The organism is Pseudomonas graminis (assembly GCF_001705435.1).
GTDB classification, from domain to species: domain Bacteria; phylum Pseudomonadota; class Gammaproteobacteria; order Pseudomonadales; family Pseudomonadaceae; genus Aquipseudomonas; species Aquipseudomonas graminis_B.
This window is the reverse complement of record NZ_MDEN01000063.1, coordinates 1-18,308: the sequence shown is the minus strand read 5'-3', so window position 1 is coordinate 18,308 and position 18,308 is coordinate 1. Positions and strand designations below refer to the sequence as shown.

The window sequence follows — 18,308 nt, the reverse complement described above, 5'->3', positions numbered from 1 at the left end:
GAAGAACTTTGAACCATGGCCACTATCCACGTAGACGGCAAAGCGCTCGAAGTCGATGGCGCAGACAACCTGTTACAGGCATGTCTGTCGCTGGGCCTCGACATCCCTTATTTCTGCTGGCATCCGGCACTTGGCAGTGTTGGCGCCTGTCGCCAGTGCGCGGTCAAGCAGTACACCGACGAGAACGACACCCGTGGTCGTATCGTCATGTCCTGCATGACGCCCGCCACTGACAACACCTGGATCTCCATCGAAGACGACGAATCCAAGGCGTTTCGCGCCAGCGTCGTCGAATGGCTGATGACAAACCACCCGCACGACTGCCCGGTCTGCGAGGAAGGCGGTCACTGTCATTTGCAGGACATGACGGTGATGACCGGCCACAACGAGCGCCGCTATCGCTTCACCAAACGCACCCACCAGAATCAGGAACTGGGGCCGTTCATCGCACACGAGATGAACCGCTGCATCGCCTGCTATCGCTGCGTGCGCTTCTATAAGGACTACGCCGGCGGTACTGACCTCGGCGTGTTCGGCGCCCATGACAACGTGTACTTCGGTCGCGTTGAAGACGGCACCCTGGAAAGCGAGTTCTCAGGCAACCTCACCGAGGTCTGCCCGACCGGTGTGTTCACCGACAAGACCCACTCCGAGCGCTACAACCGGAAATGGGACATGCAGTTCTCGCCGAGCATCTGCCACGGCTGCTCAAGTGGCTGCAACATCAGCCCGGGCGAACGTTATGGTGAAATCCGCCGTATCGAGAACCGCTACAACGGTTCGGTGAACCAGTATTTCCTCTGCGACCGCGGCCGTTTCGGTTATGGCTACGTCAACCGCACGGACCGTCCACGCCAGCCGCTGGCCGAAGGCACCAAGCTGGGCCTGGACGCTGCGCTGGACAAGGCCGCTGACCTGCTGCGCGGGCGCAACATCGTCGGCATCGGTTCGCCGCGCGCCAGCCTGGAAAGCAACTTCGCCCTGCGCGAGCTGGTCGGTGCCGAGCACTTCTACTCGGGCATCGAGGCCGGTGAGCTGGAGCGTCTGCGCCTGATCGCTCAGGTGCTGAAAGACAGCCCGCTGCCGATCCCGACGCTGCGTGAAGTCGAAGAGCACGACGCCGTGTTCATTCTCGGTGAAGACGTCACCCAGACCGCTGCGCGCATGGCCCTCGGCCTGCGTCAGTCGGTGAAGAACAAAGCCGAAGACATGGCCGCTGCGATGAAAGTCCAACCGTGGCTGGACGCTGCGGTCAAAAATATCGGTCAGCACGAGCTGAACCCACTGTTCATCGCCAGCCTGACCGACACCCGCCTCGACGACATCGCCGAGGAGTGCGTGCACGCGGCGCCCGATGATCTGGCGCGCATCGGTTTCGCCGTGGCCCACGCCATCGACCCGAGCGCCCCGGCCGTTGTTGGTCTGGACAGCGAAGCGCTGGAACTGGCCGAGCGCATTGCTGCTGCGTTGCTTGAAGCCAAGCGCCCACTGATCGTGTCCGGCGCCTCGCTGGGCTCGAACGCGCTGATCGAAGCGGCGGCGAACATCGCCAAGGCCTTGAAGCTGCGCGACAAGCAGGGTTCGCTGAGCCTGATCGTGCCGGAAGCCAACAGCATGGGCTTGACCCTGTTCGGTGGCGACTCGGTCGACGCTGCGCTGCAGGCCGTGATTTCGGGCCAGGCCGACGCCATCGTCGTGCTGGAAAACGATCTGTTCACCCGTGTTGACGCTGCGACGGTCGAGGCTGCACTGAAGGCCGCGAAAGTGGTGATCGTTGCCGATCATCAGAAGACCGCGACCACCGACCGCGCGCACCTGGTGCTGCCGGCCGCAAGCTTTGCCGAAGGCGACGGTACGCTGGTCAGCCAGGAAGGCCGCGCCCAGCGCTTCTTCCAGGTCTTTGATCCGACGTATCTGGACGCGAGCATTCTGGTTCACGAAGGCTGGCGCTGGCTGCATGCCCTGCGCGCCACCCTGTTGAATCAGCCGGTTGACTGGACCCAGCTCGACAACGTCACCGCTGCCTGCGCCGCGAGCAATCCGCAACTGGCGGGCATCGTCGGTGCCGCGCCGTCTGCCGCGTTCCGCATCAAGGGCCTGAAGCTGGCACGCGAACCGCTGCGTTACAGCGGCCGGACCGCCATGCGCGCCAACATCAGCGTGCACGAACCCCGTATGCCGCAGGACATCGACACCGCGTTCGCCTTCTCGATGGAAGGTTATTCGGGCTCTGCCGAACCGCGTTCCCAGGTGCCGTTTGCCTGGTCGCCGGGCTGGAACTCGCCACAGGCGTGGAACAAGTTCCAGGACGAAGTCGGCGGTCACCTGCGTGCCGGCGATCCGGGCGTCCGCCTGATCGAAAGCAGCGGCGACAAGCTGGGCTGGTTCGCCAACGTGCCGCGGGCCTTCTCCCCTGCACAAGGTACCTGGCAGGTCGTGCCGTTCTACCACCTGTTCGGCAGCGAGGAGACCTCCTCCAAAGCCGCACCGGTTCAAGAGCGCATCCCCCAGGCCTATGTGGCGCTGGCCAAGTCAGAAGCGGACCGTCTGGGTGTCAACGAAGGCGCCTTGCTCAGCCTGAGCGTTGCCGGGCAGACACTGCGTCTGCCGCTGCGCATCAGCGAAGAACTGGGCGCAGGCCTGGTGGCGCTGCCGTCCGGTCTGGCCGGTATTCCTCCGGCGCTGTTCGGCAAAACCGTTGATGCAGTGCAGGAGGCCGCTCAATGACCTGGTTCACCCCTGAAGTGATCGACTCGATCATCGCTGTCGTCAAGGCCATCGTGGTGCTGCTCGCCGTGGTGGTCTGCGGCGCGCTGCTCAGCTTCGTCGAACGCCGTCTGCTGGGCTGGTGGCAGGACCGTTACGGGCCGAACCGCGTCGGGCCGTTCGGCATGTTCCAGATTGCTGCCGACATGCTGAAGATGTTCTTTAAAGAGGACTGGAACCCGCCCTTCGTCGACCGGGTGATCTTCACCCTGGCGCCGGTGGTGGCCATGAGCGCGCTGTTGATCGCGTTCTCGGTTATCCCGGTGACCCAGACCTGGGTGGTCGCCGACCTGAACATCGGCCTGCTGTTCTTCTTCGCCATGGCCGGTCTCTCGGTCTATGCGGTGCTGTTCGCCGGCTGGTCATCGAACAACAAGTACGCCCTCCTGGGCAGCTTGCGCGCCTCGGCGCAGACCGTGTCCTATGAAGTGTTCCTCGGCCTGTCGCTGATGGGCATCGTGGTGCAGGTCGGTTCGTTCAACATGGGCGACATCGTCAAGTACCAGGCCGATCACCTGTGGTTCATCATTCCGCAGTTCTTTGGCTTCTGTACCTTCTTCATCGCTGGCGTCGCCGTGACTCACCGTCACCCGTTCGACCAGCCGGAAGCGGAACAGGAACTGGCCGACGGTTACCACATTGAATACGCCGGCATGAAATGGGGCATGTTCTTCGTCGGTGAGTACATCGGCATCATCCTGATCTCGGCGCTGCTGGTGACCTTGTTCTTCGGTGGCTGGCACGGCCCGTTCGATATCCTGCCGCAACTGTCGTTCATGTGGTTTGCCCTGAAAACCGCGTTCTTCATCATGCTGTTCATCCTGTTGCGTGCTTCGATCCCTCGTCCGCGTTATGACCAGGTGATGGATTTCAGCTGGAAGTTCTGCTTGCCACTGACCCTGATCAATTTGCTGGTGACCGCTGCGGTCGTCCTGGCGGCTCAGTGAGGATTTGACCCATGTTCAAATATATTGGCGACATCGTTAAGGGTACGGGTACCCAGCTGCGCAGCCTGATCATGGTCTTCGGCCATGGCTTCCGTAAGCGTGACACCCTGCAATATCCGGAAGAACAGGTCTATCTGCCGCCGCGCTACCGTGGCCGCATCGTCCTGACCCGCGACCCTGACGGCGAAGAGCGCTGCGTGGCCTGCAACCTGTGCGCCGTGGCGTGCCCGGTGGGTTGCATCTCGCTGCAGAAGGCCGAGAGCGACGACGGTCGTTGGTACCCGGAGTTCTTCCGCATCAATTTCTCGCGTTGCATCTTCTGCGGCATGTGTGAGGAAGCTTGCCCGACCACCGCAATCCAGCTGACACCGGATTTCGAGATGGCCGAGTTCAAACGTCAGGATCTGGTGTACGAGAAGGAAGATCTGCTGATCTCCGGCCCCGGCAAGAACCCTGATTACAACTTCTACCGCGTTGCGGGGATGGCCATCGCCGGCAAGCCGAAAGGCGATGCACAGAACGAAGCCCAGCCCATCAACGTCAAGAGCTTGCTGCCTTAAGGAAGAAAGATGGAATTCGCTTTCTATTTCGCATCCGGCATCGCTGTGGTGGCCACCCTTCGGGTGATCACTAACACGAACCCGGTGCACGCCCTGCTCTACCTGATCATTTCGCTGATCGCCGTGGCCATGACCTTCTTCAGCCTCGGCGCGCCGTTTGCCGGTGCGCTTGAAGTGATCGCCTATGCTGGCGCCATCATGGTGCTGTTCGTCTTCGTGGTGATGATGCTGAACCTGGGCCCGGCCTCGGTTCAACAAGAACGCGCCTGGCTCAAACCCGGCATCTGGCTCGGCCCGATTCTGCTGGGCGGCCTGCTGTTGGCGGAGTTGATCTACGTGCTGTTTGCCAACTCCACCGGCGCCTCCATCGGTCACACCACGGTGGACGCCAAAGCCGTCGGCATCAGCCTGTTTGGCCCTTACCTGCTGGTTGTCGAACTCGCCTCGATGCTGCTGCTTGCGGCAGCCGTGACGGCGTTCCATGTCGGCCGTAACGAGGCGAAGGAGTAAAGCCATGAACTCAGCAATCCCTCTGGAACATGGTCTGGCGGTCGCCGGCATCCTGTTCTGCCTCGGCCTGGCGGGCCTGTTGGTACGCCGCAACATACTGTTCGTGTTAATGAGCCTGGAAATCATGATGAACGCAGCCGCGCTGGCCTTTGTGGTCGCGGGCAGCCGCTGGGCACAGCCTGACGGCCAGATCATGTTCATTCTGGTGATCAGCCTTGCCGCAGCCGAGGCCAGTATTGGCCTGGCGATCCTGCTGCAACTGTATCGCCGCTTCCACACGCTCGATATCGACGCTGCCAGCGAGATGCGCGGATGAACCTACTCTTTCTGACTTTCGTATTCCCCCTGATCGGTTTCCTGCTGCTGTCGTTCTCGCGCGGCAAATGGTCGGAAAACCTTTCAGCCCTGATCGGCGTGGGTTCCATTGGCCTGTCGGCCATCGTCGCCGCGTACGTGATCTGGCAATTCAACGTCTCACCACCGGAAGGCGGTCACCTGACCATGGTGCTGTGGCGCTGGATGTCGGTGGACGGCTTCGAGCCTAACTTCGCCCTGTATGTCGATGGCCTGTCCATCACCATGCTCGGTGTGGTGGTCGGCGTCGGCTTCCTCATTCACCTGTTCGCCTCGTGGTACATGCGCGGTGAAGACGGCTACTCGCGCTTCTTCGCCTACACCAACCTGTTCATTGCCAGCATGTTGTTCCTGATCCTGGGCGACAACCTGCTGTTCATCTACTTCGGTTGGGAAGGCGTGGGCCTGTGCTCGTACCTGTTGATCGGTTTCTATTACAGCAACCGCAACAACGGCAACGCCGCACTAAAAGCCTTCATCGTGACCCGCATCGGCGACGTGTTCATGGCCATCGGCCTGTTCATTCTGTTCCAGCAACTGGGCACGCTGAACATTCAGGAATTGCTGGTTCGTGCGCCACAGCACTTCAAGGTCGGTGATTTCTGGATCGTGCTGGCCACGCTGATGCTGCTGGGCGGTGCGGTCGGTAAATCCGCGCAACTGCCGCTGCAAACCTGGCTGGCAGACGCAATGGCCGGTCCTACCCCGGTGTCGGCACTGATCCACGCCGCGACCATGGTAACCGCAGGCGTTTACCTGATCGCACGGACCCACGGCCTGTTCATCCTCGCTCCGGACATCCTGCATCTGGTAGGCATCGTCGGCGGCGTGACCCTGGTACTGGCGGGTTTCGCCGCACTGGTGCAGACCGACATCAAACGTATCCTCGCCTACTCGACCATGAGCCAGATTGGCTACATGTTCCTGGCGTTGGGCGTGGGCGCCTGGGACGGCGCGATTTTCCACCTGATGACCCACGCCTTCTTCAAGGCGCTGCTGTTCCTCGCGTCCGGTGCGGTGATCGTTGCGTGCCACCACGAGCAGAACATCTTCAAGATGGGCGGCCTGTGGAAGAAACTGCCACTGGCCTACGCCAGCTTCATCGTCGGCGGCGCGGCGCTGTCGGCCTTGCCGCTGGTCACCGCGGGCTTCTACTCCAAAGACGAAATCCTCTGGGAAGCCTTCGCCAGCGGCCATCAGTACCTGCTGTATGCAGGTCTGGTCGGTGCGTTCATGACCTCGCTCTACACTTTCCGCCTGATCTTCATCGCCTTCCACGGCGAAGCGAAGACCGAAGCCCACGCCGGCCACGGGATTTCCCACTGGTTACCGCTGGGTGTGCTGATCGTGCTGTCGACGTTCATCGGCGCCTGGATTCATCCGCCACTGGCCGGCGTGCTACCGGAAAGCGCGGGCCATGCGGGCGGCGAAGCCAAGCACAGTCTGGAAATCGCCTCGGGCGCCATCGCTCTGGCCGGTATTCTGCTGGCGGCGGTGCTGTTCCTCGGCAAGCGTCGTCTGGTCACTGCCATCGCCAACAGCGGTCCGGGTCGTTTCCTGTCCGCATGGTGGTTCGCAGCCTGGGGATTCGACTGGGTGTATGACGTGCTGTTCGTCAAACCTTACCTGGCGATCAGCCGCATCCTGCGTAGTGACCCGCTCGACCACACAATTGGCCTGATTCCGCGTCTGGTCAAAGCAGGCAACGGCTTGATGACCCGCACCGAAACCGGTCAGCTCCGTTGGTACGCCGCTTCGATCGCCGCAGGTGCCGTACTGGTACTCGGCGCGATTGTGCTGGTCTGATGAGTCGATTTGACATGAACCTTGCGACTTTGCGAAAGGAATTGAGCCCGTCATGATTCTGCCTTGGCTAATCCTGATCCCCTTCATCGGCGGCCTGCTGTGCTGGCAAGGTGAGCGCTTCGGCCCTACCCTGCCGCGCTGGATTGCGCTGTTGACCATGTCTCTCGAGACGATTCTGGGCCTGTGGGTCTGGAGCACCGGTACGTTTACCTATGCTCCTGCTCCGGGCGCCGATCCGACCTGGGCCCTTGAATTCAAGCTCCAGTGGATCCAGCGCTTCGGCATCAGCGTGCACCTGGCGCTCGATGGCCTGTCCCTGCTGATGATTCTGCTGACCGGCCTGCTGGGTATCCTCTCGGTACTCTGCTCGTGGAAAGAGATTCAACGCAACGTCGGCTTCTTCCACCTGAACCTGATGTGGATCCTGGGCGGGGTCGTCGGCGTGTTCCTCGCCATCGACCTGTTCATGTTCTTCTTCTTCTGGGAAATGATGCTGGTGCCGATGTACTTCCTCATCGCACTCTGGGGTCACAGCTCGGCAGACGGCAAGAAGACCCGGATCTACGCAGCGACCAAGTTCTTCATCTTCACTCAGGCCAGCGGCCTGATCATGTTGGTGGCGATCCTGGGTCTGGTGCTGGTGCACTTCAACCAGACCGGCGTGATCACCTTCGGTTACGCGGACCTGTTGAAAACCAAGCTGTCCCACGGCACCGAATACATCCTGATGCTGGGCTTTTTCATCGCTTTCGCGGTGAAGCTGCCGATCGTGCCGCTGCACTCCTGGTTGCCTGACGCTCACGCCCAGGCGCCGACCGCCGGTTCCGTGGACCTGGCGGGCATCCTGTTGAAGACCGCTGCGTATGGTCTGCTGCGTTTTGCCCTGCCGCTGTTCCCGAATGCCTCGGCCGAGTTCGCGCCAATCGCCATGGTCCTGGGCCTGATTGGTATCTTCTACGGTGCTTTCCTGGCCTTTGCCCAGACCGACATCAAGCGCCTGATCGCGTTTTCCAGCGTGTCGCACATGGGCTTCGTGCTGATCGGCATCTACTCCGGCAGCCAGCAGGCGCTGCAAGGCGTCGTCGTTCAGATGCTCGCTCACGGTCTGTCGGCCGCCGCGCTGTTTATCCTCAGCGGCCAGCTGTACGAGCGCCTGCACACCCGCGACATGCGCGAAATGGGTGGTCTTTGGAACAAGATCGCGTACCTGCCGGCCATCAGCCTGTTCTTCGCTGCCGCCTCGCTGGGCCTGCCAGGCACCGGTAACTTCGTTGGCGAATTCCTGATCCTGATTGGCAGCTTTGTCAGCTCGCCATGGATCACCGCCATCGCCACCTCCGGCCTGGTGTTCGGTTCTGTCTACTCGCTGATCATGATCCACCGCGCCTACTTCGGCCCGGCCAAATCCGACGCGGTCTATAAAGGCATGGACGGTCGGGAATTGATCATGGTGCTGGGTCTGGCGGTGTTGTTGATTCTGCTGGGCGTCTACCCGCAACCGATCCTCGACACCTCCTCGGCGACCATGCATGGCGTGCAGCAATGGCTCGGCACCGCCTTCACTCAACTCGCTTCGGCCCGGTAAGAGCGCTATGGACCTGACGATTCAACACTTTATTGCGCTGGCTCCGCTGCTGATTACCAGCATCACCATTGTGGTGGTGATGCTGGGCATCGCATGGCGTCGCAGTCACTCGCAATCATTCCTGCTGACGGTAGCGGGACTCAACCTGGCTTTGCTGTCCATCTACCCGGCGCTGAAAGTCGCGCCGCTGGTGGTCACCCCATTGCTGCAAATCGACAGCTTCGCCTGCCTCTACATGGGCATCATCCTGGTGTCCACGCTGGCTTGCGTCACGCTGGCTCACGCTTACCTGGGTGAAGGCAAGGCGGGCTATCCGGGTAACCGCGAAGAACTTTACCTGCTGATCCTGATGGCCGCGGCCGGTGGCTTGGTACTGGTCGCTGCGCAACACTTGGCAAGCCTGTTCATCGGTCTGGAACTGCTGTCGGTGCCGGTCTACGGTCTGGTCGCTTACGCCTTCTTTAACAAGCGTTCGCTGGAAGGCGGCATCAAGTACATGGTGCTGTCAGCCGCCGGTTCGGCTTTCTTGCTGTTCGGTATGGCGCTGCTGTATGCCGAATCCGGCAGCCTGGGTTTCAGCGAGATCGGCAAGGCTATCGCGGCCACCGGTATGCCAAGCCCGATCGCCAGCCTGGGTCTGGGCATGATGCTGGTGGGTCTGGGCTTCAAGCTGTCGCTGGTGCCGTTCCACTTGTGGACACCGGACGTGTACGAAGGCGCCCCTGCCCCGGTGGCGGCTTTCCTTGCCACGGCCAGTAAGGTCGCGGTGTTCGGTGTGCTGGTTCGCCTGTTCCAGATATCTCCGGCGGCCACCAGTGGTGTGCTGACCGACGTGATGTCGGTCATTGCCGTGGCGTCGATCCTGGTCGGTAACCTGCTGGCCCTGACGCAGAACAACCTCAAGCGTCTGCTGGGCTATTCGTCGATTGCGCACTTCGGTTACCTGATGATCGCGATGGTGGCGAGCAAAGGCATGGCGGTCGAGGCGATCAACGTTTATCTGGTCACCTACGTGCTGACCAGCCTGGGCGCGTTCGGCGTGGTCACGTTGATGTCGTCGCCGTACAGCGGCCGCGATGCCGACGCGATGTTCGAATACCGCGGCCTGTTCTGGCGTCGTCCGTACCTGACGGCGGTGCTGACCGTGATGATGCTGTCCCTGGCCGGTATCCCGCTGACGACTGGCTTCATCGGCAAGTTCTACATCATCGCGACGGGCGTCGAAGCGCACCTGTGGTGGCTGACCGGTTCGCTGGTCGTGGGCAGCGCCATTGGTGTCTTCTATTACCTGCGTGTGATGGTGACGCTGTATCTGCAAGACTCGAAGATCCAGCGCCACGACGCCCCGTTCAACTGGGCGCAGCGTGCAGGTGGCGTGATGCTGTTGGGGATCACGCTGCTGGCGTTCTTCCTGGGCGTGTACCCGCAACCGCTGCTGACCCTGGTGGGCCATGCGGGTTTGTGATGAGTGAGTGATGCAAAAAAAACCCTGCTCTAGAGCAGGGTTTTTTTATGGCTTTGGCTTTAGTACTTTGGAAGAGCCGGGGATCAAGAGCGTCGGCCTAACGGCCTAACGGCCTCGGTTTCGCCTTCGGCGAGTTACTTGGAAAAGCACCCCAAGTAACCAAGGGTGCTTGCTCTCGGTTAGGCCCTTCCTTCGTCAGGGTTCCCTCACTTCGACGACGCTCCGTGGGCCCGCGCCGAACGGACATCCATGTCCTAACGGCGCTCTCGCGGCATCCATGCCGCTCGGCCCACTCCGCGTCGTCTGCGTTCGGCCTGCACCCAAGTCGCGATGGGTGTCGTCTGGACTGCTGTGTATGAAGATCAAGATCAACAGCTTCCCGGCTAAAGCCGGTCCTACTGACCGTGCGCGAATACCTGTAGGACTGGCTTTAGCCGGGAAGCCCTTGATCTGCTTTAGATGTGCTTTTGATCTTCACACGCAAAAGGCTCAAACACCGCCAATCGCGACTTGGGTGCAGGCTGAACGGAGGTCTCGCGCAGTGGGCCGAGCCGCATGGATGCGGCGAGAGCGCCGTCAGGACATGGATGTCCGTTCGGCGCGGCCCACGGAGCGAGACCGGAGTGAAGGAACCCTGACGAAGGAAGGGCCCAACCAGGAGCAAGCACCCTTGGTTACTTGGGGTGCTTTTCCAAGTAACTCGCCGAAGGCGAAACAGTCCGCCCTTAGGCAGACGCTTTAGATCTTGATCTTAAAACACACGCTAACCAGGCAATCGAATGGTTTTCTTGTCGCCGGTAAACAACGCCCACGTCGACATAAACAACGCCGCCACCATCGGCCCGATCACGAACCCGTTCAGCCCGAACACCGCCATACCGCCCAGCGTCGAGATCAGAATCAGATAATCGGGCATCCGCGTATCCTTGCCCACCAGGATCGGACGCAACACGTTATCCACCAGCCCGATCACAAACACCCCAAACAGCCCCAACACCACACCCTGCCAGATCATCCCGCTGAGCAGGAAATACAGCGCAACCGGCGCCCAGACAATCCCCGCCCCCACCGCCGGCAGCAACGACAGAAACGCCATCATCACCGCCCACAGCAAAGCGCTCGGGATATCCAGTGCCCAGAAAATAAACCCGCCCAACGCGCCTTGCGTCACGGCCACGACAATATTGCCCTTCACCGTTGCACGCACAACACGCGTGAATTTCAACTGCAATCGGCGTTTCTGAGGCTCGGCCAACGGAATCGCGATGCGGATCTTGCGGGTAAGGTCCTGTCCGTCACGCAGGAAAAAGAACAGCAGGTAGAGCATGATGAAAAAACTGACCACGAAATCGAACGTACCCTGCCCGAAGCTGAACGCCTGGGTCGCCAGGTAATTGCTGCCCTGCATCGCGCTTTTGGCGATCTTGTCGCGCAGCCCGTTGAAATCTCCCATGCCCAGACGATCAAGCCAATGCTGCACATAGGGCGGCAGCAGCACTTTGAATTCAGCCAGGTACTTGGCGATGTCGAGCTGACCACTTTCCACATTCTTGTAGAGCGTCGCCCCCTCCTGAACCATCAACGCCGCAATGACGATGACCGGCAGAATCGCGATGACCAGACAGATCATCAGCGTACAAAGGGACGTCAGGTTGCGCTGCCAGCCGAAGCGGGCCAACAGACGGCGTTGCAGCGGCGCGAAGATGATCCCGAGGATCACCGCCCAGAACACCGCGCCGTAGAATGGCAGCAGAATCCAGATAAACGCGATGGTGACCAGTATCAATAACAGCAGGAGGGTTTTCTTTTGCAGCGCGGTTTCGTTCATGTTTCTTCCATGTCATTACACCGCGCCAAGCACACGGTCTGATGCTTAGTCCGTCAATCGCCGCAGGAGTGCCGCGCCTGAAGTGCACGGTCAGTGGAGGAAGCGCTGACAGCGGGCCCCGAGCGAGGCCCGCCGCCCCGTCTAGATTCTGAACTGCCGAACCAACTGGCCGAGGCGTTGGTTAAGCGCCGTGAGGTTACGTGACGTGGAGGCGCTGTGGCGGGTTTCATCGGCCACGCTTTCGACCGCCACGGCGATCTGGTGGACGCTGCGATTGATCTCTTCCGCCACGGCCGTCTGCTCTTCTGCAGCGCTGGCAATCTGCGCGTTCATCGCGTTGATAGTGCCGATCAGTTGACCGATGGTGTCCAGCGACGCGCCGGCTTCGTTGGCGCGAGCGGAAGTCCCGTCGCCCGCCTCGCTCGAACGTTTCATGGCCTGCACCGCGCCGTGGGTGCCCTGCTGCAAACGGTCGATCATGCCTTGAATTTCCTGAGTGCTTTGCTGCGTGCGGCTGGCCAACGCACGCACCTCATCCGCTACCACTGCGAACCCGCGACCCGCTTCCCCGGCACGCGCGGCTTCGATCGCGGCGTTGAGCGCCAGGAGATTGGTCTGATCGGCGATGGAACGAATCACCCCGAGCACGCCGACGATGGACGACACGTCATTCTGCAGGCTGTCCAGTGACGTACCGCTGTCGCGGATGTCGTTCACCAACGCGTGAATCTGCTGAATGCTGCCGTCGACCACTCGCTTGGCGGCCTGACCTTCGGCATCGGTTTGCTGCGCAGCCACCGAGGCACCCTGCGCGCTCTTCGCGACTTCCTGGGCCGCGGCCGACATCTGATTAATCGCCGTAGCCACCTGATCGGTCTCGTGACGCTGACGCTCCATGGCCTGCTCGGAACGCTGCGCCTGATCGGTCACTTCACCCACAAGCCCGGTCAATTGAGAGGTCATTTCGGCGATCTGCCGGACCAGCCCGTGAATCTTGTCGACGAAGCGGTTGAACGAACCCGCCAGATCGCCAAGTTCGTCCTGGGAGGTCACCGCCAGACGCCGGGTCAGATCACCCTCACCGGCGGCGATGTCATCGAGGTTGGCTTTCATCAGGCGCAGGGGCCGCAGGATACCGCCCGCGATCCAGAAACCCGCCGCCGCGATGATCACCAGTACCAGCAGCGTGATGCCGATGATGCTGACAAGCATGCTCTGCCGGCGCTCGGCGACATTCTTCTGCAGCTCCGTGACTTTGGCATCGATGTTGTCCAGGTTGATCGACGACCCGAACGCCATGTCCCACTTCGGCAGGTATTCGGTATACCCCAGTTTGGGCACCAGTTCGCTCGAACCGGGCAGCGCCGAGGAATATTCCAGGTAATGAGTACCTGCTTTCGCGACGTCAACGAGACCAGCATTGACGAAAACACCGTTCGGATCGCGGGCGTCTTTGAAGCTCTTGCCGATGCCGTCCGGACTATTGCCCTTGAACAGCCGCACCGCCTGAGAATCGTAACCGAAGAAGTATCCGTCCTTGGCGTAGTTGACCTGAGAGAGCATTTTGATGACTTGCGCGCGGGCCTCCATGTCACCCGGGGCCGAGGCGTCATACAGCGGTTTGATGGTGCCCAGCGCGACAGCCACGTAACTTTGTAACGTGGCTTTGGCCTCCGCGAGCAGGTGCTGGCGGGTTTCCTCGACTTCGCGCTTGCCCTGTTCACGCAGCATGATGACGGTGCTGGCGCTGATGATCAGTGCGAACACCAATACCGGGAGCACCGCGAGCGAAAGTACTTTGGCTTTGAGATTTAGCCGCATAGCAGTCATGACCCTTTGTTTTTGTGCGTTGAGCCGTTGGGGTTCCTTTACGGTTAACGGCCCGGCGCGCAAAAAGTTGAGGTCATGAGGATTGACGTGCGCTTTCGCTCCCCGGCAGTTGCGGGCTGATTCGCTCGGGCAAATCGATTCGCACTTGCAGCCCGCCCATGGGGCTGTCCAGCAACTGAATGCGCCCGCCCCACGCCTCGACGATGTCCTTGACGATGCCGAGTCCCAGACCGTGGCCGGTCACTTGCTCGTCCAGGCGATTGCCACGGCCGATGACGTCATCGCGATGCTCCACGGGGATGCCCGGGCCGTCGTCGTCGATCAGCAGGCAGTAGCCGTCAGCGTGCTTGGCAATGGTCAGGCTGACCTGGCTGTCGGCCCACTTGCAGGCGTTGTCCATGATGTTGCCGAGCAATTCGAGGATGTCCTCACGGTCCCACGGCAGAAACAGACCCGCACCGATTTCACTGCTGAGCTCAAGGTGCTCGCCATGAATCATCCGCAAGGTGGAGAACAGCCCGGGAATCTCCGCAGCGCAATCAAACCGCGAGCCCGGCAAGGCATCGCCTGACAACCGCGCACGATTAAGTTCACGCTCAAGACGCTGCTGAATGTGCTGCAATTGATCGCGCAGGGTGTCGCGCACATGCGGGTGGCCGGCCAGCTTGTCGCCTTCGGCCAGGCTCATCAGGACCGCGAGCGGCGTCTTCAGCGCGTGGCCCAGGTTGCCAAGGGCATTGCGAGAACGTTTGAGACTGTCCTCGGTGTGGGCTAGCAGATGATTGATCTGCGCGACCAAGGGCTCGAGTTCCACCGGCACTCGCTCATCAAGTTGCGATCGCTGCCCTTGTTGCAGCTGGAAAATCTGTTCTCTGGCCCTTTCCAAGGGGCGCAAGGCGCGGCGAACGGTGACGCGCTGCAACACCAGAATCAAGATCAGGGCCATCAGCCCTAACCCGAGACCGATGCGCTGGACCAGTGCAAAACTGTCTCGCACCGGGGTGTAGTCCTGAGCGACGGTGATGGAGATGGTCTGGCCGAACTTGCGGTAATCGGTGTGCAGCAACAACAGCGATTGATCGGTCTTTTCCAGGCCAAGATCGGCATGCAATCCGGGCTGCCCGGGATGCGGCAACTCCAGATCCCACAACGAGCGCGACCGCCAATGACCCTGGTCGAAATCAATCCGGAAATAATGGCCGGAATAAGGTCGTTGGTAGCCGGGCGACAGCCGATGCTCGTCGAGCTGCAAGCCGTCCGGACCGCGAACCAGTGCCACCAGCAGCAGTTCGCTTTCATTGCGCAGGCCAGACTCGAGGTATCGCTGCAAGCCCACTTCAAACAGCCACAGGCTGATCTGCGCCAAGACCAACCCGACAATCAACAGCACGCTGATCAGGCCCAGACTCAACCGTCGCTGAATGGACCTCACTCGCCCGTCCCGGCAAAACGATAGCCCTGTCCACGCCGCGTCTCGACAACGGCGCGGCCAAGCTTGCGACGCAAATGATTGACATGGACCTCGATGACGTTCGAGTCCCGTTCGTTCTCCCCATCATAAAGGTGCTCTGCCAAGTGGCTCTTGGAGAGTATCTGCCCGGGGTGCAGCATGAAATAACGGAGCAGGCGAAATTCCGCCGCCGTCAGTTGAATGTCCTCCTCACCGCGACTGACGCACTGGCGCCCCTCGTCCAGGTGCAGGCCTGCGGCTTCGAGTTTCGGTTGGTTGGCCAGACCTCGGACACGGCGAAGCAGCGCCTGAATGCGCAACTGCAGTTCCTCGGGATGGAAGGGTTTGGTCAGGTAGTCGTCGGCGCCGGCCTTGAGGCCCTCGATACGCTCGGCCCAAGAGGCCCGCGCGGTCAGAATGAGGACAGGCGTGGACAGCCCGCCGGAGCGCCATTTCTGCAGGACCTCAAGCCCCGGAACCCCCGGCAGACCGAGGTCAAGCACGATCAGGTCGTAGGGCTCGGTGGCACCTTGATGAATGGCGTCGCGGCCGTCGGTCAGCCAGTCGATCGCGTAGCCTTGCCGGCCCAGCGTACTGATGAGCTCGTCCGCCAAAGGAACGTGGTCCTCAACCAATAACAAACGCATCAATCGTCTTCCTTGTCTTGCAACAGGCGGCTGTCACCGGCATCGAATTTCAGCTCGCGCACCACATGATCGGCAGTGAGAAGCTCAATCTCATACACCAACACGCCGTGTTTTTCCTCAAGTTCGGCCTCAAGCAACTTAGAGCCGGGGTAACGCCCTAATGCCTGATCAATGAACTGCTCAAGCGGCAGAATTACGCCTTTCCTTCGCAGCTCAAGCACCTCGTCCTGATTCAGGTCCCGAGCCAGGCACTCCAGGCTCGAGGTGACCGCACATACGGCCACCAGACAGTAAACGAAACGCTTGGCGGGACGCTTACTGGCGATCATCAGGCGTCCTGGTGATCTTTGAGAATCTGCCCGCTGACGGCGTCCACTTCAACGTCCCACTCCACACCTTGCGCATCGCGCAGTTCGATCTGGTAAACGTACTTGCCATATTCCTGTTCCAGCTCGGTATCAGTAATGGTGGATTTAGGGTGCTTGGCCAAGGCGACAGCGTTGAGTTTTTCAAAGGACTGAATAGTACCTGCATCGCGCAGTTTCAGCGCCTCATCAGGACCTAAATCCCGGGCCTGGACATAACCGGCTGTGACAGTGAGTGCAGTGGCAGCGATAAAGGCAGTCAGGATTTTCATGGTGGATCTCCGTAGGGGTCTGGTTGTTCACGGAACCCACCATAAACGGGCGAACTTAATTGAAGCTGAATTTATCTGGCTACGTGCCACTACCCGTCGAGCCTCCAGTGGATGAAAGCGGGACCCACGATATACTTCGCCCCTGTCCGACCCGGAGGGGCCATGAGCAACATTCAGATCAAATACCCGGCATTGACTATCAAGGCCGGCAGGCGTGCGATGACGCGGATCAGGGAGCAAGGCCTATCGCCGATAGATGTCGGCATCATCCCTGGCGCCGCGGGTGGTCCGAAAGCATTGGGCATTCAGGGCCTGGATCTGGCGCTGTTCGGTGAATGGCTGCCCCGGGCTCAACGGGAGCGATCGTTGATTGGCGCCTCTATCGGTTCGTGGCGATTTGCTAGCGCCTGCCTGCCGGACCCGGTTGCAGGTATCCGGCGACTTGGCCACCTGTACAACGAGCAGAGTTTCGCCAAAGGCGTGACGATGGCACAGGTCACCCGAAGCTGCGTGACGATGCTTGATGCGCTTTTGCAGGCGAATGATGCACACGTTCTGGCGAATGCTCATTACCGTCTTAACGTGATGATCGTCAGAAGTCGGGGCTTGCTTGCCCGGGATCATCGCGCAGGGTTAAGCCTGGGGCTAGGGGCTGTCGTCGCTGATAACCTGATCGGGCGCGCACGCCTGTCGCGACATTTCGAACGACTGGTCATGCACGACCCACGCCTCGTCCCTCCCCTGCTGCCATTGACTGACTTCCCATCGTGTTGCTTGCCGCTGGGCACACTGAACCTGCGCCAGGCATTGCTGGCGTCTGGCTCCATTCCGATGGTCATGGAGGGCGTTGGAGAGATACCCGGTGTCGGCGCAGGGATGTTCCGCGACGGCGGCCTGCTCGACTACCATCTGGACCTTCCGTACAGCGGAAGCGACATCGTGCTGTATCCGCACTTCACCGACAAAATCATTCCGGGTTGGTTTGACAAGGCACTGCCATGGCGCAGAGGCGACCAGACTCGGCTTCAAGACGTGGTGCTGCTGGCTCCCTCACACGCGTACCTGGCTACGCTGCCCTACGACAAGCTGCCTGATAGAAGCGATTTCAAACGGTTCGTCGGGAGGGATGCAGATCGGCAACGGTACTGGCGCACTGCAATGGAAAGCAGCCAGCGGCTGGGGGATGAGTTTCTGGAGCTCGTAGACACTGGCCGTCTCGCCGAACGGCTGGAGCCTCTGGTTTAACCACGTGGTCAGGTTCAGCCTGTCACTCGCCAAACCATTGCTGATAAACTCGCAGCTTGCATTTATCGCGCAGGCGATCGCCACTTCTCAAGGCTTATATCACCGTGGAAATTTTTAAAGAATTTACGTTCGAGTCCGCTCACCGGCTCCCTCACGTGCCGGACGGACACAAGTGCGGACGTCTGCACGGTCACTCGTTCCGTGTAGCGATCTATCTGCAGGGCGAACCGGATCCGCATACCGGCTGGATTCGCGACTTCTCCGAGATCAAGACAATCTTCAAGCCTCTGTACGAGCGCCTGGACCATAACTACCTGAATGACATTCCCGGCCTCGAAAATCCGACCAGTGAAGTGCTGGTGAAGTGGATTTGGAAAGAGCTTAAGCCGCTGCTGCCAGAGTTGTCCGCTATACGGATTCACGAAACCTGTACTAGCGGTTGCGTCTATCGTGGTGACTGATCAGCGTTGGGAATGGAGACCACCCTACGGGGTGGTTTTTTTTGCTCTATTCTTTTATCGCGCGCAAAAACAAAACCCCATCTGCTTTCGCAAATGGGGTTTCGGAATTTAATCTTGACGATGACCTACTCTCACATGGGGAAACCCCACACTACCATCGGCGATGCATCGTTTCACTGCTGAGTTCGGGATGGGATCAGGTGGTTCCAACGCTCTA

At 60.4% G+C, this 18,308-nt stretch carries 16 protein-coding genes and 1 rRNA gene; 10 read left to right on the top strand and 7 right to left on the bottom strand.

Features of this window, described 5'->3' with window-relative positions; translation table 11 throughout:
- Window positions 1-15: 15 nt before the first annotated feature.
- The 8 genes from nuoG to nuoN are packed head-to-tail and all read left to right on the top strand — an operon-like array spanning window position 16 to window position 9,993.
- Window positions 16-2,727: an NADH-quinone oxidoreductase subunit NuoG gene (gene nuoG / locus BBI10_RS13715; RefSeq protein ID WP_065989120.1), complete on the top strand. Its 2,712-nt coding sequence runs from the start codon at window positions 16-18 to the stop codon at window positions 2,725-2,727.
- On the top strand, window positions 2,724-3,713 hold the full coding sequence (gene nuoH, locus BBI10_RS13710) for an NADH-quinone oxidoreductase subunit NuoH (RefSeq protein ID WP_037008811.1): 990 nt from the start codon (window positions 2,724-2,726) through the stop codon (window positions 3,711-3,713). The genes nuoG and nuoH overlap by 4 nt, the downstream gene beginning before the upstream one ends.
- 11 nt (window positions 3,714-3,724) lie before the next feature.
- Window positions 3,725-4,273 (top strand): NADH-quinone oxidoreductase subunit NuoI, encoded by a 549-nt coding sequence (gene nuoI / locus BBI10_RS13705; protein ID WP_065989118.1) that lies wholly within the window; start codon window positions 3,725-3,727, stop codon window positions 4,271-4,273.
- Between the two features lie 9 nt (window positions 4,274-4,282).
- Window positions 4,283-4,783, top strand: coding sequence for an NADH-quinone oxidoreductase subunit J (nuoJ, locus tag BBI10_RS13700; protein ID WP_037008804.1), 501 nt, complete (start codon window positions 4,283-4,285; stop codon window positions 4,781-4,783).
- Window positions 4,784-4,787: 4 nt separating this feature from the next.
- Window positions 4,788-5,099 carry an NADH-quinone oxidoreductase subunit NuoK gene (nuoK, locus tag BBI10_RS13695; RefSeq protein ID WP_065989117.1) on the top strand — a complete coding sequence of 104 codons (312 nt, stop codon included), beginning with the start codon at window positions 4,788-4,790 and terminating at the stop codon, window positions 5,097-5,099.
- The gene (nuoL, locus tag BBI10_RS13690) at window positions 5,096-6,943 is read left to right on the top strand and encodes an NADH-quinone oxidoreductase subunit L (protein ID WP_065989116.1); all 1,848 of its coding nucleotides are present in this window, start codon (window positions 5,096-5,098) and stop codon (window positions 6,941-6,943) included. The genes nuoK and nuoL overlap by 4 nt, the downstream gene beginning before the upstream one ends.
- 52 nt (window positions 6,944-6,995) lie before the next feature.
- Complete coding sequence (gene nuoM / locus BBI10_RS13685) at window positions 6,996-8,528, top strand: NADH-quinone oxidoreductase subunit M (RefSeq protein ID WP_065989114.1); 1,533 nt, start codon at window positions 6,996-6,998, stop codon at window positions 8,526-8,528.
- Window positions 8,529-8,535: 7 nt separating this feature from the next.
- Window positions 8,536-9,993 carry an NADH-quinone oxidoreductase subunit NuoN gene (nuoN, locus tag BBI10_RS13680; protein ID WP_065989112.1) on the top strand — a complete coding sequence of 486 codons (1,458 nt, stop codon included), beginning with the start codon at window positions 8,536-8,538 and terminating at the stop codon, window positions 9,991-9,993.
- Window positions 9,994-10,756: 763 nt separating this feature from the next.
- On the opposite strand, the gene BBI10_RS13675 is transcribed toward nuoN, so the two are convergent.
- From BBI10_RS13675 to BBI10_RS13650, 6 genes are all read right to left on the bottom strand, one after another.
- A complete protein-coding gene (locus tag BBI10_RS13675; RefSeq protein WP_065989110.1) occupies window positions 10,757-11,821 on the bottom strand; it encodes an AI-2E family transporter in 1,065 nt (354 codons plus the stop codon).
- 141 nt (window positions 11,822-11,962) lie between these two features.
- On the bottom strand, window positions 11,963-13,642 hold the full coding sequence (locus tag BBI10_RS13670; protein WP_065989670.1) for a methyl-accepting chemotaxis protein: 1,680 nt from the start codon (window positions 13,640-13,642) through the stop codon (window positions 11,963-11,965).
- An 82-nt stretch (window positions 13,643-13,724) separates the two neighbouring features.
- Window positions 13,725-15,083: an ATP-binding protein gene (locus BBI10_RS13665; RefSeq protein ID WP_065989108.1), complete on the bottom strand. Its 1,359-nt coding sequence runs from the start codon at window positions 15,081-15,083 to the stop codon at window positions 13,725-13,727.
- Window positions 15,080-15,748, bottom strand: a complete 669-nt coding sequence (locus tag BBI10_RS13660) for a response regulator transcription factor (RefSeq protein WP_065989106.1) — start codon at window positions 15,746-15,748, stop codon at window positions 15,080-15,082. Before BBI10_RS13660 ends, BBI10_RS13665 begins: the two co-directional genes overlap by 4 nt.
- Window positions 15,748-16,077, bottom strand: a complete 330-nt coding sequence (locus BBI10_RS13655) for a PepSY domain-containing protein (RefSeq protein WP_065989104.1) — start codon at window positions 16,075-16,077, stop codon at window positions 15,748-15,750. The genes BBI10_RS13660 and BBI10_RS13655 overlap by 1 nt, the downstream gene beginning before the upstream one ends.
- On the bottom strand, window positions 16,077-16,385 hold the full coding sequence (locus BBI10_RS13650; RefSeq protein ID WP_065989102.1) for a PepSY domain-containing protein: 309 nt from the start codon (window positions 16,383-16,385) through the stop codon (window positions 16,077-16,079). The genes BBI10_RS13655 and BBI10_RS13650 overlap by 1 nt, the downstream gene beginning before the upstream one ends.
- 162 nt (window positions 16,386-16,547) lie before the next feature.
- Between BBI10_RS13650 and BBI10_RS13645 the strand changes: the two genes are divergently transcribed.
- Both BBI10_RS13645 and queD read left to right on the top strand, forming a co-directional pair.
- On the top strand, window positions 16,548-17,630 hold the full coding sequence (locus tag BBI10_RS13645; RefSeq protein ID WP_065989100.1) for a hypothetical protein: 1,083 nt from the start codon (window positions 16,548-16,550) through the stop codon (window positions 17,628-17,630).
- A gap of 104 nt (window positions 17,631-17,734) precedes the next feature.
- Entirely contained in the window at window positions 17,735-18,091 is a 357-nt protein-coding gene (queD, locus tag BBI10_RS13640) for a 6-carboxytetrahydropterin synthase QueD (protein WP_074893670.1), read from the top strand.
- Window positions 18,092-18,203: 112 nt separating this feature from the next.
- Here the strand turns inward: queD and rrf are convergent.
- A 5S ribosomal RNA gene (gene rrf / locus BBI10_RS13635) occupies window positions 18,204-18,308 on the bottom strand; the annotation flags it as partial.

Excerpts from the sequence above, each read along its gene's own strand:
- nuoJ (WP_037008804.1), top strand. The coding sequence starts at position 4,283 with ATGGAATTCGCTTTCTATTTCGCATCCGGCATCGCTGTGGTGGCCACC.
- BBI10_RS13670 (WP_065989670.1), bottom strand. The coding sequence starts at position 13,642 with ATGCGGCTAAATCTCAAAGCCAAAGTACTTTCGCTCGCGGTGCTCCCG.
- BBI10_RS13645 (WP_065989100.1), top strand. The coding sequence starts at position 16,548 with ATGAGCAACATTCAGATCAAATACCCGGCATTGACTATCAAGGCCGGC.
- BBI10_RS13660 (WP_065989106.1), bottom strand. The coding sequence starts at position 15,748 with ATGCGTTTGTTATTGGTTGAGGACCACGTTCCTTTGGCGGACGAGCTC.
- nuoL (WP_065989116.1), top strand. The coding sequence starts at position 5,096 with ATGAACCTACTCTTTCTGACTTTCGTATTCCCCCTGATCGGTTTCCTG.
- nuoH (WP_037008811.1), top strand. The coding sequence starts at position 2,724 with ATGACCTGGTTCACCCCTGAAGTGATCGACTCGATCATCGCTGTCGTC.
- nuoG (WP_065989120.1), top strand. The coding sequence starts at position 16 with ATGGCCACTATCCACGTAGACGGCAAAGCGCTCGAAGTCGATGGCGCA.
- nuoN (WP_065989112.1), top strand. The coding sequence starts at position 8,536 with ATGGACCTGACGATTCAACACTTTATTGCGCTGGCTCCGCTGCTGATT.
- nuoK (WP_065989117.1), top strand. The coding sequence starts at position 4,788 with ATGAACTCAGCAATCCCTCTGGAACATGGTCTGGCGGTCGCCGGCATC.
- BBI10_RS13655 (WP_065989104.1), bottom strand. The coding sequence starts at position 16,077 with ATGATCGCCAGTAAGCGTCCCGCCAAGCGTTTCGTTTACTGTCTGGTG.
- nuoM (WP_065989114.1), top strand. The coding sequence starts at position 6,996 with ATGATTCTGCCTTGGCTAATCCTGATCCCCTTCATCGGCGGCCTGCTG.
- BBI10_RS13650 (WP_065989102.1), bottom strand. The coding sequence starts at position 16,385 with ATGAAAATCCTGACTGCCTTTATCGCTGCCACTGCACTCACTGTCACA.
- nuoI (WP_065989118.1), top strand. The coding sequence starts at position 3,725 with ATGTTCAAATATATTGGCGACATCGTTAAGGGTACGGGTACCCAGCTG.
- BBI10_RS13675 (WP_065989110.1), bottom strand. The coding sequence starts at position 11,821 with ATGAACGAAACCGCGCTGCAAAAGAAAACCCTCCTGCTGTTATTGATA.